The organism is Pseudofrankia sp. EUN1h, from assembly GCF_001854645.1.
Lineage (GTDB): Bacteria > Actinomycetota > Actinomycetes > Frankiales > Frankiaceae > Pseudofrankia > Pseudofrankia saprophytica.
Genome location: NZ_MBLN01000054.1, coordinates 115,487 through 140,391, shown reverse-complemented (window position 1 = coordinate 140,391; position 24,905 = coordinate 115,487). Strand labels below are relative to the sequence as shown.

The window sequence follows — 24,905 nt, the reverse complement described above, 5'->3', positions numbered from 1 at the left end:
CTGCCTTCGCGAACCCGGCGGCCGCCTCCGCCCGAGTCACGGGAGGCGATGGTGCCGGGCTCAGCCGACCTGACCGACGAGGCGACGTGCCTCGTCGGTCAGGTCTGGCCCGCGCCGGGCGCCGTACTCGGCCCGCAGCTCGGCGATCCGGCCCGGCGCGCGCTCCTCGGCGCAGGACGCGATCTTCTCCCAGGACATCGTCGGAATGGTCCGGCTGTAGGCGAACCGCTCGGCCAGCACCAGCAGCCGGACCGCCTCGGCCGGTGGCGTCGCCGACCGCAGCAGACCCCACACCCCCAGGGCGAACAGCGCCATGCCGCACACCGGGTAGTCGAGGTAGGGGTCGACCAGGCCCAGGACGCGTTCCGTCCGGGCCAGGCACGCGCGGAACACCTCCGCCCCCTCGGCGACCTCCTCGCCGGTGCCGTGATACGCGAGCGCGGTCAGCAGGCTGGCGTCGGCGAACATCAGCCAGGGCTCCACGCCGGTCCGCTCCTGACCCGGAAAGACGAAGGCGCGCATGCGCGCGGAGGCCCGCCGGAACGCCGCCAGCCCGGCGACCACGTCGCCCCGCGCGAGCGCGATCTCCCCCGCGACCGTCCCGAGGGCCAGCAGGCCACCGAGGACGTTGTCCGACTCCAGCAGTCGGTCCACCACGTGGACCTGCTCATCAGCCTCGTCAAGGCGGCCGGCGGCGACCGCGCACAGCCCGAGCACCGAGCGCAGCTGGATCAGGTCGTCGAGGGCGCCGAGCCGTTCGAGCACAGGCAGCGCGGCCCGCGCGTGCGGGCGGGCGACGGCCGGACGCCCCAACTGCATGTGCAGGCCGGCGAGGTGCGCGTGCAGCATCGCGACGGCCCACGGGCCCTCAGMCGTCCCCTGCACCAGTGCGAGCGCCCGCTCGGCCGCGTCGATCGCGGCGGCCGGGTCGCCGGCGTTCTCCAGCAGGTAGCTGCGCCACTGCAGGGCGGCGACCGCGACGCCCGGATCCGCCGAGGCGACCAGCTCGTCCAGCCGCTCATCCAGGCAGGGCTCCGCGTCGGGCTGGTCCGGGTCGAACGCGAGCAGCACCGTCATCATGGCGTTGATCCGCGGGTCACCGCGGTCGTCCGTCCCGAGTTGGACGAGCAGGTCGCGGACCGGTCTGGCCCGGTCCCCCGGCGTTCCGATCATCGCGTTCTGCAACACGATCACCATGGCCGCCCGGGTCGTGTCGGCCAGCTCGTCCGGCGGCTGCCAGCCGGCCATCGTCTCCGCGACCGTGCCGGCCAGCGTGGCCACTCTGGTGTGGTCGCCGCGCAGCGACCACAGCCCGCCMAGACCGCGCAGCACCTCGACGACGACCTCCCGGTCGGCGTGCGCGAGCGCGTGGCGCAGGACGTCCGCGAGGTTCGCCTCCTCCTCGGCGAGCGCGTCGATGCCGGCGAACTGGTCCGGCCCGAACAGCAGCCCCGCCGCGGCGTCGGCGTGACGGATCGCCCAGGCCCGCCGGGCCGCCAGCGCCCGTTCCTCCTCGCCGGCCTGCGCGAGCCGCATCCGGCCGAACTCGCGCACCGTCTCCAGCATCCGGTACCGCACGCCGGCGCTCGTCTCGGCGACGGTCAGCAGCGAATGGTCGACCAGCACCTGCACCGCGCCGAAGGCGTCCGCGCCGAGCACGTCCTCGGCCGTGGCCAGCGTCACCCCGTCCTGGAAGACCGACAGCCAGCGCAGAGCGCGGCGCTCCCGCTCGGCCAGCAGGTTCCATGACCAGTCGATGACGGCGAGCAGGGTCTGGTGCCGGTCCGGGGCGTTTCTGACCCCGCCGCGCAACAGCGCGAACCGGTCCGCCAGCCGTCGGCGGATCTCGTCGACGGACATCATCCGCGTCTTCGCGGCGGCGAGCTCGATCGCCAGCGGGAGGCCGTCCAGCCGGGTCACGATGTCGGTCACGGCGTCGGCGGGAAGCTGCGCGTCGGGGCGGGCCGCGACGGCCCGTGCCCGGAACAGCTCGACCGACGCCGTCGGGCCGAGCGCGCCGAGCGGGTAGACCCGTTCCGCGCTGATCGCCAGCGGCGACCGCGACGTCGTCACCACCCGCAGGTCGCCGGTCGTGGCGATGAGGAACGCGACCAGGTCGGCGACGGCGTCGACGACATGCTCGCAGTTGTCGAGGATCAGCAGGCTCGGCGCCGAGCCGAGATGCTGGGCGATCCGCCCGCGCACGTCGGCGAGCTGCTGCGGGGTCAGCGTCCGCCGGCCGTGCACCGAGTCGCGCACCCCCAGCGCCGACCCGACCTCGCCGACGACGTCCTGCGGCGACGTGACGCCGACCAGTCCGACGAAATGCACGATCGGCCAGTCGACGGACCGGCCGAGGACGTGCGCGAGCCGGGTCTTGCCCAGTCCGCCCGGGCCGACGATCGAGACGACCCGGGACGTGTTGACCAGCTCGGTCAGCGCACGGATGTCGTCCATGCGCCCGAGCAGGGGGCTCGCGTCGAACTGCAGTCCGGCGCGTACCGGTGGCTCGTCGAGGCGCAGCAGCTCCTGGTGCACCCGTTCGAGGTCGGTGCCGGGGCTGACGCCGAGCCGGTCGCGCAGGTCGGCCCGGTACCGCTCGTACCGGTCGAGGGCCGCGGCCGTGCCCCGGACCGCCGCCTCGCTGCGCAGCAGGCAGATCAGTATCGCCTCGTCCGAGCCATCCCGGTCGAACGCCTCCACCAGCCGCGGCAGCGCGGCGGTGTGGTCGCCGGTCACGCACAGCGCGCGGCCCAGCAGCCCGGCGAGCTCGGCGCGATGCACGGCGGCCCCGCGGCGCAGCTCGGCCAGCGGATGGTCGTCGTCCTGCGGCGCCGCCAGCGCCTCGGCGAGCGCCAGCGCCTCCGTCGCCACGGCGCGGACCTCGAGCACGTCCCCGGCCGCGAGCAGGCGACGCGCACGCAGGGCGAGGTCCCGCAGCTGTAACGCGTCCACCTCGTCGATGGCGACGCCGAGCCGGTAGCCCTCACCGTCGCGGACGACGGCGTCCGGGCCACACTGGGCCCGCGTCCTGGAGATCAGGACCTGCAACGCCTTGCCCGCGTTCCCCGGGCCGTTCTCGCCCCAGACCGCCTCCGCGAGCCGGTCACTCGGTACCGTCTGCCCACCGCCGACGACCAGGGCGGCCAGTAACGCCTGCGGCCGCTCACCGACCACCGGCCGGCCGCGCCAACGCACCCGGTCGAGAACGGTCAGGACGATCGGCACCCACTCAGTCTAGGGACGGCGGACCGGCCCGGAGCCGGCCATGTGGCGGCCCGACGGGCGCCGAGGGCCACGCCCGCAGAGGCAAACACGGAGAGCGAGCATTCGGATGCGGCTGAGCCAGCCGCTGGCGGTCGAAACCTAGGCGCCCGGTGCGATCCCCTAGGGCCGACTTAGGTCAGCGCGCAGGCTGCGTCGCGGCAAACTCCGAACCGTGTCGCGCCATTGAGTCTATGGACTCACTGAGCCGACGCACATCACCAAGCCTGGGCCGAGGTGTGTCACGCCAGCGAGCCCATAGACGGGCTCTTCTGACTCGATTCGAGGATAGGACCGCGGCGGACCACAGCCGGTCAGAGACCCGGGGCCGGCACCGGCTCCACGAGACGGGCGAAGTAGGCGGCCATCGCGTCGGTGTGCGTCGGGAACACCAGCGGCCGCGGCTCGGTGAGCACCAGCCACTCCGTCGTCTCGTCCGTGGCCACCACCGGCGGCAGCTCGGCCCACGGCCGCTCGGGCAGCAGGCCGAACACCAGCAGAACCCCGCCGTCCCGGCCGCTGTGCACGTCGAACAGGCGGACGTCGGCCGGGTCCGCGAGGATGCCCGTCTCCTCGCGCAGCTCCCGGACCGTCGCCTCCCGCCAGACCTCGCCGACGTCCATGAAGCCGCCGGGCAGCCCCAGCTCACCGCGGCCGGGGTCGATGTCGCGGCGTACCACCACCAGGCCGCGCTCGCCCGCGGGCATGACGACGGGCAGCAGCGCCACCGCGACCGGAGTCGGATTGCGGTACGTCGTCTCACCGCAGGCGGCGCACACCCGTGGCCACGTCGCGTCGGGCCCATACCTCGTACCGCAGTACGAACAGAACGAGTTCTGCATGAGCCTGGACCATAATCGGTCAGCGCCCAGCGCGGCGACCGACCTCATGGTCGGAACACCTAGAGCTAGAGCCGGGCCAGGGGCGCGGTGGAAGCCCGTCGGGGCTCCGGCACGCCATGGGCGGCCAGGTACTCCAGGAGCTCGGCCGCGCGCTGCTCCCGGCCGCAGGCCTCGATCTCAGCCCGCAGCCGGCGGGCGGTGGTGGTGAAGGCGGGATCCCCGAGCACCTGCCGGACGGCGGCGCGAACCCGCTCGGCACCAGGTGTCTGGGTGCGCAGGTCCACGCCGACTCCGGAGTAGGCGACCCGGGCGTTGACCTCGATCTTGTCCTCGGTCTTGCCGGCGCCGACGATCGGGACGCCGTGGGCGAGGGCGAGCTGGACCCCGCCGTACCCGCCGTTGGTCACGAACACGTCGACGTGCGGCATCAGGTTGTCGAAGGGGATGAACCGCTCGACCCTGGTGTTCGCCGGCAGCGGCCCCAGCACTGCCGGGTCGGGACCACCGGTGACGGCGACGACGAGCAGGTCCTCCTCCCCCGCGAGGGCGGAGATCGCCGGGCGGATCAGCTGGTCGAGGTCGGTGGCGACCGTGCCCTGGTTGACCAGCACCACCCGCCGGCCGCCCGCCAGGTCGTCCCACCAGGACGGTGGCCGCCAGGTGAGGTCTGGCCGCGGGCGCGGCGGGCCGACGAACCGCACCTGGCCCGGAATGTCCGGCACGGGATATTCGAAGCCGGGTGGACTGAACTGCAGGTACAGCCTGGTCGCGCGCGGGAAGTCGAACACGGAGTCCCGGGTCGGCCGCAGGCCGAAGATCTGCCGGGCCTTGTTGACCTCGGTGGTCATGGGGCGGAACAACAGGTTCCGCATGGCGGCGTCCATGGCCCGGTTACGGACCCGGCCGACGGGACCGCCCACGGGCCGCAGGCCGAATCCGAACGGCGCCAGATCCCGGCTCGGGAATGCCAGGACGCTGATTCCGAAGCCGGCGAGCGGTGGCCCGCCAAGGTCCTGGACGAGGGTGCCGCCGATGAAGGCGGTGTCCCCCACCAGGACGTCGGCCGGCTCCTCGTCCAGCAGCGCCATCAGGTCCCGCACCTGACCGGCCACCGGAGCCGCGAACACCTCGGTCAGGTCGAATCGCAGTTTGCGGATGCCGGACAGTTCCCGGCGCCGCGGGTAGTGGCCGTCGAGGCCCCGCTCGCTGTAGTCGTGCTCCGGGTTGGTGATCGGGTGAAAGGTCGCGCCCGTGGCGGCGATCCGGTCCGCGGACGCGACACCGGTGTACCAGCGCACCGAGTGGCCGCGCGCGACCAGCTCACGGGCGATCGGCAGGGCGGGCGCGGTATGGCCGACGGCGGGGACGGTGGCGAACAGAAAACGAGCCATCTGATGGCCTCACCTTTCGAGGAACAGCGGGGCAGGGGTGGCGAGAGCGGCGAGGGCGGCGGGGGCGGTGAGGGGGAGGAGGTGGTTGTGACCGGGGACGATGGTGGTGCGGGTGTCGGGGAGCATCGCGGCGAGGTACTCGACCAGGCGGTGGGTGAACAGTGGGCTCTCGCCGCCGGCGACGAGGTGGACCGGTTGTTCGATCCGGCGGGCCAGCTCCTCGTCGAAGTGCCACCCGACGAGCGAGGGCACCTCGCCGGCGAAGCAGTAGCCGCAGTCGCGTTCGGCGCGTTCGAGACCGGCCTGGCCGAGGGTGGACGCGATCACGGACCGGAAATCCGGTCCGCACAGCGCGGCCAGGAAGGTGTCGAAGGCGGTGCGCAGGTCACCCTGGGCGGCGGCGCCCATCGCCGCGCCGATGGCGGGGCCGATCGCGGCGGCGACCGGCACCCGATCCGCCGGCGGCAGGAGCGGGTCGATGAGCGGCGGCTCGACGAGGACGAGCTCGCCGACCAGCTCCGGGTGGTCGAGCGCCAGTTGCAGCGCGACCACGCAGCCGGAGGAGTGCGCGAGCACCCGGGCCCGCTCGATTCCGAGGCGGCGCAACAGGTCCGCGCACTCGGCGGCGTGGTCGGCCACCGACAGCGGCTCGGCGGGTGCGGGGTCCGAGTACCCGGTGCGGGTGACGCGGATCCGGCGCAGGCCGGCGGCGGCCGGCTCGCGCTCGAACGGGACGAACCAGTCGGCGAAGGCCGCCGCGTGGATCAGGACGATCGGCTGGCCGTCGCCGCCGGAGTCGGTGTATCGCATGGAGCTTCTCCTTCTCGGTCTGTGGTCGGTCTGGGTTCGGTCTGGGGGTCGGGGTCAGTCGGCGTAGAGACGGATTTCGATGCCGTCGGGGTCGTGGAGGCCGACGAGGACGGTGCCGCCGTGGTGGCCGGTGACGAGGCCGCCGTGCTTCTGGTCGATCGCGGCCAGGTGGTCGGCCCAGGCGTGGACGCCGTCCCGGGTCGGGACGCCGAGCGCGACGAGGTCGAAGCCGGCGAGGGCGGCGGCACGCTCGGGGTCGTGCCGCAGCGCGATCGAGGTGGCGCCGTTCGGGGACGCCAGCGCGACGCCGCGCAGCTCGCCGTCCTCGGTGAACTCGATCGCCACCTTCAGCCCGAGCACCCGCAGGTACCACTCGCTGCTGGCGCGGACGTCGCTGACCGGGATCTTCACGTGGTGGATCGGTGCGAGGTCGGGCATGGGCTCCTCCATTTGACTAGAGCTGACTCTAGCGACTCACTGGAGTACTCTCTAGCGAGTGAGTGACTCCGTCAAGGACAGCCCGAGTCGGGTGAAGGACAAGCCGAGCCGGGCCGAGAAGACGCGGCTGACCAGGCGGCGGATCGTCGCCGCGGCGGCGGACCTGTTCCTGGACCAGGGCTACGGCGCGACGACGCTCGACCAGGTCGCGGCGCGCGCGGGCGTCGCCGTGCAGACCGTCTACTTCCACTTCGGGAACAAGGCGACGCTGCTCAAGGAGGCGCTCGACGTGGCCGCCGTCGGCGACGACGAGCCGGTCGCGCTGCTGGACCGGCCGTGGCTCGAGGAGCTGACCGCCGAGCCCGACCCGGTCCGGGTGATCGAGATCTGGACGATCGGCGGCGCCGAGATCATGGGGCGGGTGGCGCCGTTGCTCGCCGTCGTCCGCGGCACGGTGGGCACCGATCCCGACCTCGCGGCGCAGTGGGACGTGAACGAGCGCCAGCGCCGCACCGCGTTCCGCGCGCTCGCCGACCTGCTCGCCGACCGCGCGGCCCTGCGCCCCGAGCTCACCGTCGAGGACGCCGCCGATCTCGCCTTCCTGATCACCAGCGCCGAGAACTACATCGTCGCCACCGGCACCCTCGGCTGGTCACCGGAACGCTGGCGAACCACCACGGCCACGCTGCTCGCCCAGGCCCTGCTCGGGGGGGCAGCCTAGCGACGGAGAGGGCGGGTGGGCCAAAGCGATATGGCCTCGGCGTGGACTACCTACGCGCCGCCGGGCGAAGGTCGGCGGTGTCGGGGCCGTCGATCTCGGCCAGCAGGAGGCCGCTGCCGGCGTCGCGACGCAGTGCCGTGCCGAGGCGCGTCGCGGCCAGGCGGTAGTCGGGGTCGGCGAGGACGCGGCGGACGGTGTCGGCGATCTTCGCCGGGGAGGCCGTGCGGGCGATCGACCTTCCGGCGCCGTGATGCGCCACCCGTGCGGCGTTGTCGGGCTGGTCTCGCCCGTGCGGCAGGATGACGACCGGCACCCCCGCCGCGAACGCCTTGACGAGGGTTCCGTGCCCGCCGTGCGTGACGACGAGCGCCGCCTGGCGCAGGACCGCCGCGTGCGGCGCGGCCGCGACGACCGTCACCGAGGGGGGTGCCGTGATCGAGGCCGGGTCGATGACGGGGCCGGTCGTCACCAGCCCGCGGACCGGCAGCGTCGCCAGCGCGTCGACGACCCGTTGCAGGCAGGCCGCCTGGTCCTGGAACGTCGTCGACATCGACACGAGCACGAGCGGCTCGTCGCCGGGTGGTGGCTGCCACGAGCCCGGTGCCCACGCCGGGTCGTCGAGAACCGGCCCGACGTAGCGCACGGACGGCGGCAGCTCCGCCGGGAAGTCGAACTCGGCGCTGGTGAGCACCAGCTGGCGGCGGGCGTGGTGCACCTGGTCCTGGTAGTGCGCCACCGGGCTCAGGCCGTACGCGCCGCGGACCTCGTTGAGCCCTGGCAGGGCCGCGCCGTCCCACAGTCGTTGGGACATGACGCCGAAGACCCGGTCCCGCAGACCGCCGAGCGGACCGCGGGCGAGYCGCAGACCCGGTCCGAACGGCGGCAGCCCGGGGGCCGGCAGCGGATAGATGTTCGGCATGAGCACGTCGAAGGGCGTCTGGGCGGCCTGGGCGGCCACCATCGCGCCGAACGCGAAGAACGACGTGAGCACGAGGTCCGGCCGGTCCGCGCGGATCGCGTCGGTGACGTCACGCGCGTAGCCTGCGGCCGGGCCGACGACGAGGTGGGCGATCATCTGCCGCACGAGCGTCGTCGGGCTGCGCAGCGCCCATTCCTGGTATGGCGCGTGCTCCGGCAGGTGGTCCGGCCGGTTGAGCCCGTGGCGCCATCGTTGGAAGGCCGCTCCGGTCGCGGCGACGGCGGGTGCCATCGAGTCCTCGGCGAGGACCGTGACCCGGTGGCCACGGTCCACGAGCCGGCGCGCGACGCCGAGCTCCGGCGCGACGGTGCCACCGCCGCCGTCGGTGAGGGCGAACAGGTAGGTCCTGCTCATCGGTCATCCTGCTTCCTGTCGAGCACGCCGCGCACCAGCGCGGTCATCGTGCGGATGGTCTCCGGCCGGCTGAGGGCGAGGTCGCGGCGCAGCAGCTTCCAGGTGTAGACGTCGGTGGCCGCGTGCAGGGCGTTGACCGTCTGCCGACGGGCCGCCGGCGTGGCAGGAAGGCTGGCGGCGAATGTTTCTTCGAGCCATCTCTGATGGGCGGCGCGGGCGTCGTCGAGCAGCCCGGCCAGGCGTCCCAGCCGCTCAGCGGACATGGCCCAGTGGACGTTGAGGTCACCGAACCGCTCGTACTGCTCGACGAGGACCTCTACCGCGTGCTTCGGGTCCCCCCTGCGGACTGAGATCCGCAGTTGCTCGGTCTCCGTCCGCAGCAGCTCGATCGCCGCGAGCGTCGCGCCTTCCTTCGACTCGTAGTGGTTGAGCACGGTCTGGTGCGACACCTCCGCGGCGCTCGCGATATCCGCCAGCCGCACGTCCTCGTAGGCCTTGTCGAGCAGCAGCCGCAGGACCGCTCGCGCGATCCGTTCCCTGGTGGCCGCCAACGCGTCCGCCCTGTTCCCCATCCGCGCCCCTCCAGCCAACTCGCTTGAGTGCCAGTCAAGCATTTCGATTGAGTGGCGCTCAAACTTTGTCGGCAGCGCGACGCCCGGGGCGGCGTGCTGGTCGCCAGCGTCAGTGGACTGGCTGGCCGAGGACGACGGTGGGCAGTCCCGTGCCGGCCGACGCGCGCACCCGACCCTCACCGAGCGCTACGTTGCACTGAGTCCAAAAAGTGCCTCGGGAGGCGATCGTGGCTGAGCAGATGTCCCAGTTCGAGGGACGCGTCGCCGTCATCACTGGTGGTGCGCGTGGCTTCGGCCGCGCGTTCGGCCGGGCGCTCGCCGAGCGCGGCGCGCACACGGTGCTGACCGACATCGACGAAGCCGAGGTCGACAGGGCCGCCGCCGAGATTCGCGAGGCCGGCGGCCAGGCGTCGGCCTACCGCCTCGACGTCGCCGACGACGCGGCCTGGGACGGCGTCCTCGCCGATGTGGTCGCCCGGCACGGCGGTGTCGACATCCTCATCAACAACGCCGGCCTGCACTCACTCGAGTACGGCGTCGACTGGGCGCGGCTCCCCGTGCCCAAGCTGCGGCGCCTGTTCGACGTGAACGTGATGGGCGTGATGATCGGCACGCTCACCGCGCGCCCGCACATGCAGGGCCGGACGGGTGCCAACATCGTCAACATCTCGTCGTCGGCCGCGTTCAACGGCATGGGCGCCTATGGGGCGACGAAGGCGGCCGTGCGCGCGCTCACGCTCGCCTGGGCACGCGAGCTGGGACCCGAGGGCATCCGCGTGAACGCACTGGCACCAGGCCTCCACGTCACCGACACCATCCGCGCGGAGTTCTCCCCGCAGATGATCGAGGGCCACCGCCACCATCAGTTCCTCGACCTCGAAGGCAGCGAGCAGGACATCGTCGACKCGATGCTCTATCTCTCCTCCGAAAGGGCTCGTTTCGTCACCGGAGAGACCATCCGCGTCACCGCCGGCTACGCAAGCTCCCTCTGACGAGAGACGAACCGCCTGAGAGCGCGCGGGCTCCGCAACACGTGCAGGGCCGCGTCGCCGGCGTTCGCCGCGATCGCCGCGATCGCCGGCCCCACCCGACGAAAGGGCATTGACGCGCCAGATCACGCGCGCCACTCTGAACGCATGTTCAGAACGGATGTTCAGAACGTGGAGGCGGCGACCGAGCCGTTCGACGTGGCCGTGATCGGCGGTGGTCCGGGGGGCATGGCGACGGCGCTGCGGCTGCAGGCCGCCGGCCTCTCGTCGGTGGTGCTCGAGGCGCACGGCCATGTGGGTGGATGCGCGGGCTACTACCGCAAGCGCGGCTTCTCCTTCGACGTCGGCGCCACCACGCTCGTCGACTTCACGCCTGGCGGCGTCGGCTCCGAGCTGCTCGAGAGCGTGGGCATGAGTCCGCTCGACGCCCGGGAGCTGCCGGGCTACGTCGCCCACCTCCCCGACCGCGAGATCGTGCTGCACCGGGATCCCGAGCTGTGGCACGCCGAGCGGCTGCGCAAGCTCGGCAGCACCGACCGGCATCGGGACTTCTGGTCGCTGCTCGACCGGTTGGCGCACACCTTCTGGCGGGCGAGCCGGTCGGGCGTCCGCCTCCCGGTACGCGGGCCGGCCGACGCGCTGCGCGACCTGCGAGCCGTCGGGGTGGCCGGCGTGCCGCTCGCCCGCTACGTGAACTGGACGCTCGGGGACGCGCTGCGCCGGTACCACCTGCGCGACGACGCCGCGCTCGTCGGACTCCTGGGGATGCTGGTCGAGGACACCGTGCACGCGGCCGTCGACGACGCGCCACTGATCAACGCGGCGCTCGGCGTGACGATCCGAGGCGCTGGCCTGAGCCGCCATGCCGGGGGCATGCATGGCTTCTGGGTTGCGCTCGTGAGGCACTACCGGGCGCTGGGGGGCCGGCTCCGCGTCGGAGCCGCGGTCTCGCGGGTGGAAGGCGAGGCAGGCGGCTACCGGGTGACGACCCGCCGGGGCACGGTCGACGCCCGCCGGATCGTGTGCGCGCTACCCGCCGCCGCCACGGCCGCGATCTGCGCGGGGCTCCCGGTCGCCGGCAGGCTGCGGGCCTACCTGGAACGCGACGCGGACGCGCTCGGCGGCGCGTGCGTGGTGTTCCTGGGCGTACCCGAGGACGAGGTGACCGGGCAGGAGCTCACGCACCATCAGTTCCTGCGGTCCTACGACCAGCCGCTGGGCGACGGAAACAACATGTTCCTCTCCGTATCCGAGCCCGGGGACACCCTCAGCGCGCCACCGGGGCACCGAGCGGTCATGATCTCCACACACACCGAGCTGGCCGGCTGGGCGGGGCTCGAGGAGACCGAGTACGAACAGCGCAAGAAATGGATCGGCGAGCTGCTCGTCACCGGTGCGCGGCGCGCCTACCCGTCGCTCGGTGAGCGGGCGGTGATCGCTCAGACGGGCACGCCTCGCAGCTACGAACGGTTCGGGTTCCGCCCGGCGGGCGCCGTCGGGGGCGTACGGCAGAACCTGCGCAACACCAATCAGCGCGCCATCCCGCACGACCTCGGCGGCCGCGGCCTCTGGCTGGTCGGCGACTCGACCTGGCCGGGCCTGGGCACGGTGGCCTGCGTGCTGGGCAGCCGCATCGTCGCGGAGGGAATGCTGCGGGAGCGGGGATTCGGCCGATGACCCCGACCGGTCCGCATCCGCTCCCCGCTCCCCCTGGACCGCCCGTCCTGGCGGACCTCGGGGCGGATCTGCTTGTCACCACCCGCCGGCAGCGGTGGATCGCGCTCGCCCGTCCGTTCGCCGGCGTGCTGTGCTTCGCGGCCGCGGCGTGGGCGGGCTGGTGGTGGCTCACCCCGATGATCGTCTTCGGGATCTTCGTCGCGGTCGTCACGGTCACCCACGACGCTGTGCACGAGACACTCGGCCTTTCTCGACGCGCCACCGACTGGGCGCTGTTCGCGATGGGCCTGGTGCTCCTCGAGAGCGGGCACGCCTACCGCGCCACGCACACCCGCCACCACCGCTTCTTCCCGCACCCCGACGACCCCGAGGGATACCCGGCCGAACTGTCGCTGGTCGGCGCGGCCTGCTACGGCCCGATCTTCCTGCCGCGGCTGTGGTGGTGGTCCTACCGCCAGGGGCGCGACCGCGGTTGGCTGCTGGTCGAGGCGGCGGCGCCGATCGCCGTGCTCACGGCGGGCGCACTGGCCTGGCCGTACGCCCAGGGCCTGCTGGTCTACGCGGTGATGGTGATCGCCGGAAGCTGGGTGTACCCGCTCCTGACGGTGTACCTGCCGCACCACGACTACGGCGACACTCCCCTGACCCAGACCCGCACGCTGCGAGGGAGGATCATCCCAGCCGTGTTCCTCGAGCTCACCTACCACCTCGAACACCATCTGTACCCGCAGGTACCCAGCCACCATCTCGCCGCGCTCGCCCGCCGGCTCGACGGCTACCTCGCGGCGAACGGCGTACGGCCGGTGCGCGTTGTCTGACACCCGAGGGCGCGTCCTCGACGCCACCCTGGCCTGCCTCGTGCGCCAGGGCTACGGGGGCACGACCGCGCGGGCGATCGCGCAGGTCGGCGGATTCGCCCCCGGCGTGATCTACTACCACTTCACCGACCTGGACGACGCCCTGGTCGCGGCCCTCACCCACACCTGCGACCTGCGCATCCAGCGGTACCGGGACGAGCTGTCCGGCATAGACCGGGCCGGCCGGGCCGTGGAGGTCCTCCGCCAGCTCTACCTCGAGGACACCGAGGTCGGCCACATCGCCGCCGTCCAGGAGATCTACGCCGGCGCGCGGCCGGGATCGCGGCTGGCCGCCCAGCTGACGCTGGAAACCCGGCGCTGGGAGGAGGTGGCCGTCGAGCTGCTCGCCACGCTCCTGGACGGCAAGCCGTTGGCCACCCTGGTGCGCCTGCCCGTGCTGGCGAACGCCGCCGTCGCCTTCTATCTCGGCGCGGAGACGCTCGCCCACCTCGACAACGACTCCTCACGGGTGATGGAGTTCTTCGACCAGGCCGCCAGGCTCGCCGGGTACTTCGACAGAATCCCCCGGCTGCGCAAGCGCGGCCACCAGCCCTTCTGACGCCGATCCCGGCACCGGGCGGCGAGGCCCACGGAGCCGCGAGCGGGTTTCCCTCCCCTACCGGCCGGAGGCGGCGCGGATGTGGGCGAGGTGTCCAGCGACCGTGGCCGTCAACGGATGGTCGGTGTCCAGCAGCCGTTGGCAGTCGGTCAGCGTTGCTTCCAGCAGGTTGATCGCCTCATCCGTGCGTCCCGCCGCCTCGTAGCCGAGGGCGAGGTTCCTCCGGGACGTCAGCGTCGCCGGATGGCCCGAGCCGAGCACCCGCTCCCGGTCGGCGAGGGTCCGCTCGTAAAGCGCCAACGCCTGCTCGACATGTCCGGTCACCAGCTGGGCGTTCGCGAGGTTGTTCCGTGAGGTCAACGTGTCAGGGTGGTCCGCGCCGAGAGTTCGCTCCCGGTCCGTGATGGTGCGCCGGTGAAGCTCGATCGCCTGGTCGAGCCGTCCGGCGGTTCGGTAGGCGACGGCCAGATGGCCCTGCGCGGCCAGCACGGACCGGTGGTCGGCACCAAGTACCCGCCGCAGGCTGGCGAGCGCGCGTTCGTGTAGCTCGACGGCCTCGTCCACCCGCCCGGCGGCGCGGTAGACGCCTGCCAGGTTGGTCAGGGAGATCAGCGTATCGGGGTGCTCGACGCCGAGTACCCGTTCTCTGCGGGCGAGCGTCCGCTCGTGCAGGTCGATCGCCTCGTCGACCCGGCCGACGATCTGAAACGCGGCCGCCAGGCTGTTCGTCGACGCGAGCGTGCTGGGATGATCCCGGCCGAGCAGCTGCTCGCGTTCCGCGAGGTTGCGTTCGTACAGCGGTATCGCGGTCGCCAGCTGCCCCTGCTCCTTGAGGTAGGCACCCGCGTGGTCCACGAGCCAGCACCGGTCGTCGAACGCCGGACCGGGGCCAGGCAGCGGGTGGCCGGCGGCGGCCAGGACATGCGGCAGGAGGACCTGCCAGACCGGCCACCCGCCCGGGTCGCCCGTGACCTCGTCGGGGGCCGCGTCGCGCAGCAACGCGGACAGCCGCGCCCGACGCGCCGCGGCCCGCTCTGGTGGCGTCGCCCGGCGGGTTTCGGCCGCGACCAGTCGGTGCACGACGAGCAGGTCCCGGTCCCGGCGGGCCAGGCTGTAGCCGACCAGCGCGCCGACCGCGTCGGCCCAGCCGTCGCCGCCATCCAGTTCCAGGACAGCCGCGTGGTCCGGCCCGAGGGTGGCGCTGTCGGGGCGGCCGGCGAAAAGGGCGAGGGGAACCGGGTCCGGGGCGCACCACGCGCACAGCTCCAACAGTTCGACCGCCGCCGGCCGCTCGGCCTCGAGCCGCCGCACGGACAGGTTCCACAGGCCGGCGATCCCGCTCTCGGGCCGCCCGGCCAGCAGCCTGACGTACTCGGCGACGGGCATGTCAGTCTCGTCGAGGTAGCCGGCCGCCTGGTCGAGCGCGAGCGGCAGGTCACCGACCAACTCGGCGACCAGGCCAGCCGCGGCCGCGTCGAGGTCCGGCACCCGGTCTCGCAGGAGCGCGACCGACGCGCCCCGGCGCAACGCCGGCACGGGAACCGCGGCCCCAAGCCTGCGGACAGCCCGGCGCCGCGAGGTCAACAACACCCGGCCCCCACGCGAAGGCTGAAACCGGGTGATCGTGTCGATGTCCTCGACGTTGTCGAACAGCACGAGCCAGGACGGCACGCCCTGCAGCGCCGCCCACACGGCTTCCGCGTCGGCCCCGGCAGCCAGGCCCAGGGAACCAGCGAGCCCGGACAGGTGCTGCCCGACGAGATCGGCCCGCTCCGCCGGCACCCAGTACACGACGTCGAACTCGGCCGCATGCCGGTACGCGTACTCGACGGCGAGCGACGTCTTGCCGACGCCACCCATTCCGTCCAGTGCCACCAGCGCGACCCGAGACTCCTCGGACAACCTGGACAGCCTGGCATGGACTTCTGCGAGCAGGTCGTCGCGGCCCACGAACCGTGGCAGCCGGCTCGGCAGGTTCCACACCACCGGCCCGCGCGACGCGGTGCCCTGGCGTAGCGGCTCTCGCACGCCACGCGGGGCGAACACCGAATTGTGCGGGTACAGCTCGCGCGCCGCGCCCAGGAGCCGGTCGCGACCGTCGCGCAGGGCGCCGTCGCCGAGGGCTCGGGACACCGACGACCAGAAAAGCAACGCCGTCGGCGCCGCGAACGGGACATGAGCGGCGGGGAAACCAGCGCGGTCCAGGACCATGCGGGCGGCATCGCGGTCACCGAACACCGCCGCGAACGCGTCCATCTCCGCGCCCGTCAAACTCTCGCCCACCGGCACCCCCGGGCCAGGACTCACCCGCCCCGCGCGGGCGACTCCTCGCACCGGACATCGTCGCATCCGCCCGCGGCGGTCGGATCCGCCGGGACGGTCCTGCTCGGACATCGGCCCGAGGCGCCGTTCACGGACTCCGCGACTCCGGGACGCGGCGACGCTGCGGAGACGCGGTGTGATGGCACTGCGGTGATGCGGCACCGCGGTGATGAACCCGCTGCCTGCTCGCACCGGCCGGTTCTAGCGCGCCCCAGCCGCGCCGGCGGCCAGATCGTCGATCGTCCGCTCGATCCGGCGCATCTCCTGGGACATCAGAGCCGGGTCGTGGAAGGCGTTGGTGAGGAGGGCCGCGCCCAGCACCCTGGCCAGCAGCGACGCCGCCTCGGCTGGCGCGTCAGGCACGCCGAGCTCGCGGAACTGCCGGGTGGCCCAGTCCAGGACGGCACGCGGCAGCAGGCCGGCGCATTCGTGCAGGCCACCGTCGAGCCTGGCGAGGTCCGCCGAGAGCCCACCGATCGGGCAGCCGCTCTCGGCCAGGAGGTCGGCCGCGTCGGCCCAGTTCCGCGCGAGCCCCGCCAGGCGGTCCCTGGGTGTCGTCCCCCTGCCGAGGATGGCGAGCAGCTCGTCGATGCGCTGCGCGTGCCCGTCGACGACGGCGCGGATGAGGTCGTCGCGGGTCTTGAAGTAGTAGTACACGTTGCCGAGCGGCACGTCGGCGGCCTTCGCCACCAGCGCCAGGGTCGTTGCCTGGAYGCCGTGGCGGTGCACGAGGTCGGTCGCGCTCGCGACCAGCCGTTCGCGCTTCCCGGCAACGGCCGCCCGTGGCCTGGCCGCTACCAGCTCTGAGTCAGTCATCTCACTTATGAGTCTATCCGCGCCCCGCCGACCCAGTTAGAGTCCTCTTAGTTAGTTAACTTACTAAGACCCCCTCCTGGAGATCATCGATGACAGTCCCCGTCCCGAAGCAGTCGGTGCTCGCGACGCGGCGCGGCAAGCGGATCCTGACCCTGCTCTGCGCGGTCGGATTCCTTGACTTCGTCGACGCGTCGATCGTCAACGTGGCCCTCCCGTCGATCCGCGACGACCTGGGCTTCACCGTCCAGAACCTGCAGTGGGTGCTCGGCGGCTACCTGCTCACGTACGGCGGGCTGATGCTGCTCGGCGGACGCGCGGCCGACCTGCTCGGGCGCCGCCGGATCCTGCTCGCCGGCACGGTGTTGTTCCTCGCGTCGTCGGCCGGCGCGGGCCTCGCGCGGGACGACACCGCGCTCGTGGTGTTCCGGCTCGCGCAGGGGATCGGCGCGGCGATGATGCTCCCGGCGGCGCTCTCGCTTCTGACGACCACGTTCAGCTCCCCCGAGGACCGGGCCAAGGCGCTCGGCGTATGGGGTGCCCTGGCCGGCCTGGCCTCCGCCGTCGGCGTGTTCCTCGGCGGAGTCATCTCGTCCGGGCCCGGCTGGCGCTGGGTCTTCTTCGTCAACCTGCCCGTCTGCCTGGCCGTGGTGGCCGCGACACTCCGTCTCATCCCGCGCGACGCCGACCGCGCGCGGCTGGCGAACTTCGACGTGCTCGGCGCCCTGATCGTCACCGCAGGCATGCTTCTCCTCGTCTACACGATCGTCGAAGCGCCCGGGCGCGGCTGGGGCGCGGGGCGCACGATCGCCGGGTTCGTCGGAGCGGCCGTCCTGATCCTCGCGTTCGCCGGGAACGAGCTGCGCCACCGCAACCCCCTCGTTCCCTTCTCGATCTTCCGTGTCCGGGGCCTCGGCGCGGCCGACATCACCCAGGTCCTGGCCATGGCCGGCTTCTACGCGATGTTCTTCTTCGTCACCCTCTACCTGCAGAACGTGCTCGGGTTCTCCGCGATCGAGGCGGGGGCGGCGTACCTCCCGACGACCATCGGCGTCGCCATCGCGGCCGGGGTGGGCGCGCAGCTGATCGCGCGGCTGGGCACCCGGCCGGTGATCGTGGCCGGCTCTCTCCTGGGCGCGGGCGGGATGTTCTGGCTGTCCCGGATCCCCGCCGACGGGTCCTTCCTCTCCGACGTCCTCGGACCGATGCTCGTCCTGGCCGTCGGGCTCGGCCTGGTCTTCGTCGGTGTCACGACCGCGGCGCAGACCGGCGTGCCGGCGGAGACCGCCGGGCTCGCGGCTGCGTTGATCAACGCCTCCACCTGGCTGGGCGGGGCGCTCGGCGTCGCGATCCTCAGTGCGGTCGCGGCGTCCCGCACCCAGGACATGACCGCGGCCGGCGCGACGGACGGGGTGGCCCTGACCGAGGGCTTCCAGAGCGCGCTGCTCGTGGCAGCGGCGTTCCTGCTCGCGGCCACCGTCGTCGCGCTGCGCGCCCCGAACCCGCGCCCAGCCGGTCCGGCCGCGGCGATGGCGGCTCCGGCTGAGACCGCCGCGGCCGCGCCGACGGCGGCCGTCGAGGGATGACGAGCGACGTCGATCGCCGGCGTGGCGCCGGCGTGGTCGGTACCGACCACGCCGGCGCCGCGTCCCGTGCGCGGGTGCTCAGCGGCCAGAGGCCGGCCCTGAGGGCAGTCCACCTTCAGCCCGCATCGGGCCGTCATCGCCGCGGCCGCCCCGGTGCTACGACGGACCGCCATTCGCCCGGGCGTTCGACCCAGATGCCCGGCCCGGGAAGGTGGACGGCTACGTTTCCGCCATGACGCAGCCGGCGTACCTCGACGCCACCCGAGCCGCCTACGACGCCGTCGCCAGCCAGTACGCCGCGCTGTTCGCCGACCCGCTGGCGGGCAGACCGCTCGACCGCGGACTGCTGACCGGCTTCGCCGAGCTCGTGCGCACCGCGCCGCCCGGCCCGGTGGCGGACCTCGGCTGCGGCCCCGGCCACCTGACGGCGATGCTGCACACGCTTGGCCTCGACGCGTTCGGCGCCGACCTGTCCCCCGCGATGATCGCCCTTGCCCGCCAGGCGTATCCGCGGTTGCGGTTCGACGTCGCCACGATGACCGGCCTCGACCTGGCCGACGGCGCGCTCAGCGGCATCGTCGCCTGGTACTCGATCATCCACATCCCGCCGGCCGAGCTACCCGGCACCATTGCCGAGTTCCACCGCCTCCTGACTCCTGGCGGACAGCTTCTCCTGGCCTTCCAGACCACCGACCAGCCCGACGGCCCGCCCCAGCCGTTCGACCACAAGGTCACCACCGCTTACCGGTGGCCCACCGACACCGCCGCGGCCCTGCTCCGCGGCACCGGCCTCGCCGAGACCGCCCGCCTCGTCCGCACGCCTGGCGACACCGACCGCTTCCAGCAGGCCTTCCTGCTCCTGCACAAGCCCACGTCAGGGGACGGGGCGTAGAGCCAACGGGCGTAGCTCACCGGTCCCCCGCCGCCCTCCGCGACGCGACGAAGAACCGCGCCGTCGGCGACCTCCACCGGCGAGCCGCGCGGTTGGCGGGACTTTCGAGGGCAGAGTTGACATACCGTCCGGTTGGTTTATTCTAGGTACATGCCAGGTGAGACAGCAGCGATGGTGCCCGCGACCGCGAAGGGGGAGGCCACCCGCGCCTTCCTGCTCACGACCGCGGCGCGGGTGTTCGCGGAGCGTGGCTACGTGGGCACGACGATGGCGGACCTGATCGGGGCATCCGGCCTGACCAAGGGCGCCTTCTACTTCTACTTCCGTTCCAAGGCGGACCTCGCGCTCGCCGTGCTGACGGATCAGAAGACCCGCTGGCTGGAGTGGGTCACCACCCGGCTGGCGGACCAGCCCCGCGCCGTCGACCAGCTGGGCGCCCTGTTGCCGGCGATGCTGGATCTGATCGCCAGCGAGCCCGGGGCGTGGAGCGTGACCAGGCTGACGAGGGAGCTGGCGACCGAGTCCGCCCTCGCTGACACCGTCGGCGAGCCGATGGCCGAGTGGGTGGAGATGGTCGCGGACATCGTGCGCCGCGGCCAGGCCGACGGCGACCTGCGAGCCGACCTCCGTCCCGACGACGTCGCCGTCGTGCTGGTCGCGGCGTTCGACGGCCTGAAGGCGATGTCGGACATCCTCGACGGCCCCCTGGCGACCTCCCGGTTTCCCGACCGCGCGCGCACCCTGAACAGACTCGTCGAGCTGGCACTGCGCGGCCCGGGCCAGGACGGCCCGGGTAACTCCGCCTGACGGCATCGACAGCCAGATTCCCGGACCAACCGGCAGGGCACCCACCCGCGGGGCGGGCCGGTCGGACCGACATGCCCGCGCGCGGACCACCCGGCACGGGCATGCCTCCAAAACAAACCGACTAGATGGTATGGAGCGACATCATGGATCTTCACGGACAGACTGCCCTGGTGACCGGCGGGTCGACCGGCATCGGCGTCGCCTTCGCGCACGAGCTCGCCTCCCGTGGCGCCGACATCGTGCTGGTAGCCCGCAGCGAGGACAAGCTCCGGGCGAACGCGGCTGAGATCACGCGACGCCACGGGGTGCACACCGAGGTGATCGCCATCGACCTCGAACAGCCCGGCGCCGTCGACGAGATCGCCAGGCGGCTGGATGCCGTCGACCGGCCGGTCCACGTCCTCGTCAACAACGCGGGCTTCGCCACCCACGGAGACGTCGCGACGGCCGACCCGGCCCGCCTGACCGCGCAGATACGGCTCAACTGCATCGCCGTGGTGGAGATGACGGCCCGGTTCCTGCCCGCGATGACCGCGCGCGGCGACGGCATCATCATCAACGTCGCGAGCACCGCCGCGTTCCAGCCGATGGCCCACATGGCCGTCTACGGTGCGTCCAAGGCGTTCGTCCTCTCCTTCACCGAAGCCCTGTGGGCGGAGGCCAGGCCGGCCGGCGTCCGCGTGCTGGCGGTGTCCCCCGGCGCCACCGACACCCCGTTCTTCGACGTGGTCGGCGCCGAGGAGGCGTCGGTCGGCCGGCGCCGTACTCCCGCGCAGGTCGTGGCCACCGCCCTGCGTGGTCTCGAGAGGGGCCGCCCGTCCGTCGTCGACGGCACCATGAACAAACTCGTCGCGGGGCTGCCCCGGACGCTGCCCCGGCCCGCCGTGGTCCGGATCGCCGAACGGTCGGTCCGCCCAGGCGACCACTGACGTACAGGCAAACTCACTCATGCTCGAGCTGATCTGATCTGACCGAGTTCCACATCCCGAAAGGCCGTTGCCATGCCCGGCTCCGAGATCTACGAGCGCTTCCTGGCCCTGCACACCCGCCCCGGCGGGCTCGTCATGCCCAACGCCTGGGACGGGCTGTCCGCCCTCCTGCTGGCCGACGCCGGTTTCGAGGCCATCGGGACGTCATCAGTCGCGCTCGCGGCCACCCTGGGCCGCCTCGACGGCCGGCACGCCGTCAGCCGCCAGGAGCACCTCGACCACGCGGCCCTGCTCGCCCGGCTCACCGGGCTGCCCATCAACGGCGACTTCGAGGACGGCTACGGCCAGACGCCGTCCGACGTCGCCGCGACCGTCGAGGCCGCGATCGACGCCGGGATCGCCGGAATCGGCATCGAGGACACCTCAGGCGACCCGGAACAGCCCATCCGTCCCTTCGACCAGGCCGTCGACCGAGTTCGCCACGCCGTCGCCGCGTCCAAGGGCCGCATCGTCATCACCGGCCGGACCGACAACTACCTCAAGGGCCGGCCCGACCTCGACGACACCATCCGCCGCCTCACCGCCTTCGCGGAGGCCGGCGCCGACGTCCTCTACGCGCCGTACCCGCCGGACCTCGCCGCCGTCACCGCCATCGTCACAGCCGTCGCGCCCAGGCCGGTCAACGTCGTCGTCTCCCCCGCGGACAGGACCCTGACCGTCGCCGAGCTCCAGCAGGCCGGCGTGCGGCGGATCAGTCTCGGCGGGGCCCTCTACGCCCATGCCATGGCCGCGCTCCAGCAGTCGGTCACCGCGCTCGCGGCCGGCGACCTCGCCTCGGCCACCACCGGCATGAGCTTCCGCCAGATGTCACGCCTACTCGCCCAGACCAGGGCCTGAGCGGAGGACGACCTGGTCGCGCGGTCCGCAGGCGAGCATGTTGTTCCTGCCCGAATTCGGGCAGGAACGTGGACCTGATGGGGGCGGGTACGCATCGTGGCTCGCATGCCCGTGTCGCTGCCTGGCCGGGTCGACGATCCKGGAAAGGCGGCTACCGGGACAGCAGCACTCCCCCACCCGGGGAGGCGCCCACGCCCGACGCGTAGAGCGCGATGCTGGCGTCGGCGATCTGGTTGACGGCCGTGCCGCGCAGCTGCCGGACGCCCTCGAGCAGATGGGTGATGCCCTGCAGGTAGACCTCGGCGAGGTTTCCCCCGTGGGTGTTGACCGGCAGGCGGCCCTCCCGGCGGATGCCGCCGTCGGCGACGAACGGGCCGCCCTCGCCGATGTCGCAGAAGCCCCAGTCTTCGAGGCTCATGATGACCGACGGGGTGAACCCGTCGTAGAACAGCGCGACGTCGACGTCGTCGGGTCCCAGGCCGGCGCGCGCATAGAGGTCGCGGGCGGCGCGGCGGTGGCCGGTGCTGACGTAGTCCTCGTCGATGGTGTTGAACGACGCGGTGGCCCACTTGTACTCGCCCGTCGTCGCGACGGCGCGAATGCTCACCGGCGGGTGGCGCAGGTCCCGGGCGCGTTCGGGGGTGGTGACGATGAGCGCGGCGGCGCCGTCGGACTCCATGCAGCAGTCCAACAGCCGGAGCGGGTCGCAGACCAGTCGGGAGGCGTGATGCTCCTCGACGGTGATCTCCTCGCGGAACCGCGCGTCGGGGTTGTGCACGGCGTTGCGCCGCGCGTTGATCGTGACCTCGGCGAACTGGTCGGTGGTGGTGCCGTAGAGCGCCATGTGCCGGCGCGCCTTCATCGCGTAGATGGCCGCCGGGAGCGCCATCCCGAACGGCGCGGTGTACGACGCCGCGAGCGGGATCGCCTGCCCCGGCTGCACGCCGGCGGCCACCGACCGGCCGAGGCGCGCCTGCTGGATGAGCGAACGCACCACCACGACGTAGTCGGCCAGGCCGGTCGCGACGGCGGCGTAGGCGTTGGCCACCGCGCCCGGCACGCCCGATCCACGCCCGCCCCAGACCAGCCCCGAGTACCGGAACTCCTTGGTACCGAGCGCGACGGCGAGGTCGGCCGGCAAGGTCGGATCGTCGCAGTAGCCCGCGAAGCCGTCGATGTCAGGGGCGTCGAGCCCGGCGTCGGCGCAGGCGTCGAGGACCGCGTCGAGCGCGATGCGGCCCAGGCCCAGCGGCGCGAGCGAGCCTCGGGTGCCGTAGGCCGAGTGCCCGATCCCCACGACGCACGCCGCGTCCCGGCGGAACTCGCTCATGACAGCCTCCGGAAACAGGGCAGGGCCAGCTCGTCCCCGCCTCCGTCTCGCGCCCCGTCCCCGCCTCCGCCTCCGCCCTTGTCGCCGAAGGCGACCGGCGCGAGCGCGACCCGGTCGCCGACGCGCAGGTCGTCCGGGCTCCAGGCGTCGATCACGTTGCTGAGGATGCGCACGGGGTCTCCCTCGGTGCCCTCGAGGGTGACGACGGCGACGTTGTAGACCGCCGGTTTCTCCGGGGTGCCAGGCCGGGTTCGGTCGGGCACCCAGATGTAGGAGTAGACGGTGCCGGTGCCAGGCAACGTCGACCAGCCCCACTCCACCGAGCCGCAGCGGTAGCAGCCGTCGGTGGGCGGATAGCGGTGCGCGCCGCAGGATGCGCACCGCTGCACGTCAAGGCGCCCGGCCGCGGCCGCGCGCCACATCCCCTCGTTGATCGGTGCCACGACGGGATCGGGCATGCCGGCTGGACGGTTGACGGCATCACTCACCTGTACGTCCGCTCCCAGTCTCTTTCTGATGCCTGTGACGTCAGTCCACGAGGCCGAGCAGGCGCGCCGCGTTGCCACGCATGATCATGCGCACCTCGCGGTCGTCGAGGCCGTCGAGCTTGTCCACCCACTCGATCGCGTGCGCGACGCCCTCCGGGTGCGGGTAGTCCGAGCCGAACAGCACCCGCTCCGGACCGATCGCCCGCACCAGCCCGACGACGTCCTCCTCGTAGAACGGCGAGACGTAGAGGTGCTCCATGAGAACCTCGCTCGGCCGCCCGATCACCTCGCCGCCGGGCCAGTAGCCCTTGCGGCCCATGTGCGCCGCATGGTCGACGTCGTGCAGGAGCGGGACGACCCAGTTGATGCCGCACTCGAGCGCGACGACGGTCAGCCCGGGGAACCGGCCGAACAGGTTGTTGAGGACGTAGGAGGCGAGTGTGTCGGCCACCGGCTTGCCTGCGGTGAGGTACCACTGGAACGGGGTCTGGCCCTGYAGCGGGGGTGTCGCCGCCTCACCGAACTGGACGCCGAGGGTGGCCAGGTAGCGCGGGTCGGTGCTGTGGAACACGAGCTTCACGTTCGCGTCCTGCAGCCGCGACCAGAAGCCGTCGTAGACGGGGTCGACCGGCGAGCGGCCCCAGAGCGGGCCGGGCTTCATGACGACGGCGCGCGCGCCGGCCGCGACGACCCGGTCGATCTCGGCGATGGCCAGCTCGGCGTCCGTCAGCGAGATCATCGGGGCGGTGATGATCCGGTTGTCCCGGTTGAAACCCCACTCCTCGTCGAGCCACCGGTTGTAGGACCGGATGTTCGCGTACAGGGCGGGAATGTCGTCGTGCAGCTCGTTCTCGGCCTGCAGCATCGCGGTGCCGAGCATCARCCCGGCCTGCACCCGCTCGGCGTCCATCTTCGCCAGCCGGGGGGCGCGCTGCATCATGTCCGGGTAGTCCCAGCCCCGGATGAGTTCGCGGTGGACGAAGCCGTCGGTGCTGTCCGGGTTGTCGAGCATCGTCCGCAGGGAACCGGGCGCGCCGATGTAGTCCGTCTGGATCACCCGCATGTACCGGAACTGCCGGTCGCCGAAGTAGAGCTTGCCGCGGCCCTTCTGGTCGACGCGCACGTTGATGACCCGGTCAGCGAACGACGGCTCGATGAAGCGGCTGAAGCAGTCGTACGGCTCGTAATAGTGATGGTCGGCGTCGATCAGCTGGTAGCCGAGGTCCGGACGGGCGACGACGGTTTCGGTACTCACAGGGATCCTCCCGACTCCGTGGGCCGATGAGCCGGGCTCACAGCGGCCGAACAGCGCGATGCTGGTGGTGATGCTCAGGGGCACGGTCGCCCCGGTAGATCATGATCAGCCTGCTCGCGACCACAACCACGGG

At 72.5% G+C, this 24,905-nt stretch carries 22 protein-coding genes; 10 read left to right on the top strand and 12 right to left on the bottom strand.

What is annotated here, in order from left to right; genetic code table 11:
* Positions 1–60: 60 nt before the first annotated feature.
* The 5 genes from BCD49_RS18615 to BCD49_RS18595 all read right to left on the bottom strand — a co-directional run bounded on the left by BCD49_RS18615 (position 61) and on the right by BCD49_RS18595 (position 6,745).
* Positions 61–3,228: an AfsR/SARP family transcriptional regulator gene (locus BCD49_RS18615; RefSeq protein WP_071041730.1), complete on the bottom strand. Its 3,168-nt coding sequence runs from the start codon at positions 3,226–3,228 to the stop codon at positions 61–63.
* 350 nt (positions 3,229–3,578) lie between these two features.
* Positions 3,579–4,106 carry an NUDIX domain-containing protein gene (locus BCD49_RS18610; protein WP_035931166.1) on the bottom strand — a complete coding sequence of 176 codons (528 nt, stop codon included), beginning with the start codon at positions 4,104–4,106 and terminating at the stop codon, positions 3,579–3,581.
* Between the two features lie 65 nt (positions 4,107–4,171).
* Positions 4,172–5,497: a glycosyltransferase gene (locus BCD49_RS18605; protein WP_007510491.1), complete on the bottom strand. Its 1,326-nt coding sequence runs from the start codon at positions 5,495–5,497 to the stop codon at positions 4,172–4,174.
* Between the two features lie 9 nt (positions 5,498–5,506).
* A complete protein-coding gene (locus tag BCD49_RS18600; RefSeq protein WP_007510490.1) occupies positions 5,507–6,307 on the bottom strand; it encodes an alpha/beta fold hydrolase in 801 nt (266 codons plus the stop codon).
* 54 nt (positions 6,308–6,361) lie between these two features.
* Positions 6,362–6,745: a VOC family protein gene (locus BCD49_RS18595; RefSeq protein WP_007510488.1), complete on the bottom strand. Its 384-nt coding sequence runs from the start codon at positions 6,743–6,745 to the stop codon at positions 6,362–6,364.
* 91 nt (positions 6,746–6,836) lie between these two features.
* Here BCD49_RS18595 and BCD49_RS18590 point away from each other — a divergent pair, with 91 nt between their 5' ends.
* Positions 6,837–7,466, top strand: a complete 630-nt coding sequence (locus BCD49_RS18590; protein ID WP_035931168.1) for a TetR/AcrR family transcriptional regulator — start codon at positions 6,837–6,839, stop codon at positions 7,464–7,466.
* 46 nt (positions 7,467–7,512) lie between these two features.
* Here BCD49_RS18590 and BCD49_RS18585 read toward each other — a convergent pair whose 3' ends face one another.
* Together BCD49_RS18585 and BCD49_RS18580 are read right to left on the bottom strand one after the other, a co-directional pair.
* Complete coding sequence (locus tag BCD49_RS18585) at positions 7,513–8,799, bottom strand: nucleotide disphospho-sugar-binding domain-containing protein (RefSeq protein ID WP_007510484.1); 1,287 nt, start codon at positions 8,797–8,799, stop codon at positions 7,513–7,515.
* Positions 8,796–9,371 carry a TetR/AcrR family transcriptional regulator gene (locus tag BCD49_RS18580; protein ID WP_007510482.1) on the bottom strand — a complete coding sequence of 192 codons (576 nt, stop codon included), beginning with the start codon at positions 9,369–9,371 and terminating at the stop codon, positions 8,796–8,798. The genes BCD49_RS18585 and BCD49_RS18580 overlap by 4 nt, the downstream gene beginning before the upstream one ends.
* 227 nt (positions 9,372–9,598) lie before the next feature.
* Between BCD49_RS18580 and BCD49_RS18575 the strand changes: the two genes are divergently transcribed.
* The 4 genes from BCD49_RS18575 to BCD49_RS18560 all read left to right on the top strand — a co-directional run bounded on the left by BCD49_RS18575 (position 9,599) and on the right by BCD49_RS18560 (position 13,453).
* The gene (locus BCD49_RS18575) at positions 9,599–10,363 is read left to right on the top strand and encodes an SDR family NAD(P)-dependent oxidoreductase (RefSeq protein ID WP_198939448.1); all 765 of its coding nucleotides are present in this window, start codon (positions 9,599–9,601) and stop codon (positions 10,361–10,363) included.
* A gap of 144 nt (positions 10,364–10,507) precedes the next feature.
* Positions 10,508–12,037: a phytoene desaturase family protein gene (locus tag BCD49_RS18570; RefSeq protein WP_027141307.1), complete on the top strand. Its 1,530-nt coding sequence runs from the start codon at positions 10,508–10,510 to the stop codon at positions 12,035–12,037.
* Positions 12,034–12,855: a fatty acid desaturase family protein gene (locus tag BCD49_RS40775; RefSeq protein ID WP_007510477.1), complete on the top strand. Its 822-nt coding sequence runs from the start codon at positions 12,034–12,036 to the stop codon at positions 12,853–12,855. The genes BCD49_RS18570 and BCD49_RS40775 overlap by 4 nt, the downstream gene beginning before the upstream one ends.
* Positions 12,848–13,453 carry a TetR/AcrR family transcriptional regulator gene (locus BCD49_RS18560; RefSeq protein WP_007510476.1) on the top strand — a complete coding sequence of 202 codons (606 nt, stop codon included), beginning with the start codon at positions 12,848–12,850 and terminating at the stop codon, positions 13,451–13,453. Before BCD49_RS40775 ends, BCD49_RS18560 begins: the two co-directional genes overlap by 8 nt.
* Positions 13,454–13,510: 57 nt before the next feature.
* On the opposite strand, the gene BCD49_RS18555 is transcribed toward BCD49_RS18560, so the two are convergent.
* A complete protein-coding gene (locus BCD49_RS18555) occupies positions 13,511–15,736 on the bottom strand; it encodes a tetratricopeptide repeat protein (RefSeq protein WP_007510474.1) in 2,226 nt (741 codons plus the stop codon).
* A gap of 240 nt (positions 15,737–15,976) precedes the next feature.
* Positions 15,977–16,591 (bottom strand): TetR/AcrR family transcriptional regulator, encoded by a 615-nt coding sequence (locus BCD49_RS18550; RefSeq protein ID WP_071041728.1) that lies wholly within the window; start codon positions 16,589–16,591, stop codon positions 15,977–15,979.
* 89 nt (positions 16,592–16,680) lie between these two features.
* Here BCD49_RS18550 and BCD49_RS18545 point away from each other — a divergent pair, with 89 nt between their 5' ends.
* The 5 genes from BCD49_RS18545 to BCD49_RS18525 all read left to right on the top strand — a co-directional run bounded on the left by BCD49_RS18545 (position 16,681) and on the right by BCD49_RS18525 (position 21,699).
* Entirely contained in the window at positions 16,681–18,174 is a 1,494-nt protein-coding gene (locus tag BCD49_RS18545) for a DHA2 family efflux MFS transporter permease subunit (protein WP_007510471.1), read from the top strand.
* A 232-nt stretch (positions 18,175–18,406) separates the two neighbouring features.
* Positions 18,407–19,066, top strand: coding sequence for a class I SAM-dependent methyltransferase (locus BCD49_RS18540; protein ID WP_035931171.1), 660 nt, complete (start codon positions 18,407–18,409; stop codon positions 19,064–19,066).
* A gap of 171 nt (positions 19,067–19,237) precedes the next feature.
* Complete coding sequence (locus tag BCD49_RS18535; RefSeq protein WP_007510467.1) at positions 19,238–19,873, top strand: TetR/AcrR family transcriptional regulator; 636 nt, start codon at positions 19,238–19,240, stop codon at positions 19,871–19,873.
* A gap of 143 nt (positions 19,874–20,016) precedes the next feature.
* The gene (locus tag BCD49_RS18530; protein WP_007510465.1) at positions 20,017–20,802 is read left to right on the top strand and encodes an SDR family NAD(P)-dependent oxidoreductase; all 786 of its coding nucleotides are present in this window, start codon (positions 20,017–20,019) and stop codon (positions 20,800–20,802) included.
* Between the two features lie 72 nt (positions 20,803–20,874).
* Positions 20,875–21,699, top strand: coding sequence for an isocitrate lyase/PEP mutase family protein (locus BCD49_RS18525; RefSeq protein WP_007510464.1), 825 nt, complete (start codon positions 20,875–20,877; stop codon positions 21,697–21,699).
* Between the two features lie 151 nt (positions 21,700–21,850).
* On the opposite strand, the gene BCD49_RS18520 is transcribed toward BCD49_RS18525, so the two are convergent.
* Genes BCD49_RS18520 through BCD49_RS18510 form a run of 3 tightly spaced genes read right to left on the bottom strand, consistent with a single transcriptional unit; the run spans position 21,851 to position 24,772 of the window.
* Complete coding sequence (locus tag BCD49_RS18520; RefSeq protein ID WP_007510462.1) at positions 21,851–23,029, bottom strand: thiolase C-terminal domain-containing protein; 1,179 nt, start codon at positions 23,027–23,029, stop codon at positions 21,851–21,853.
* Positions 23,026–23,517, bottom strand: coding sequence for a Zn-ribbon domain-containing OB-fold protein (locus BCD49_RS18515; RefSeq protein ID WP_007510460.1), 492 nt, complete (start codon positions 23,515–23,517; stop codon positions 23,026–23,028). Before BCD49_RS18515 ends, BCD49_RS18520 begins: the two co-directional genes overlap by 4 nt.
* A gap of 40 nt (positions 23,518–23,557) precedes the next feature.
* A complete protein-coding gene (locus tag BCD49_RS18510; RefSeq protein ID WP_007510458.1) occupies positions 23,558–24,772 on the bottom strand; it encodes an amidohydrolase family protein in 1,215 nt (404 codons plus the stop codon).
* Positions 24,773–24,905: the final 133 nt, after the last annotated feature.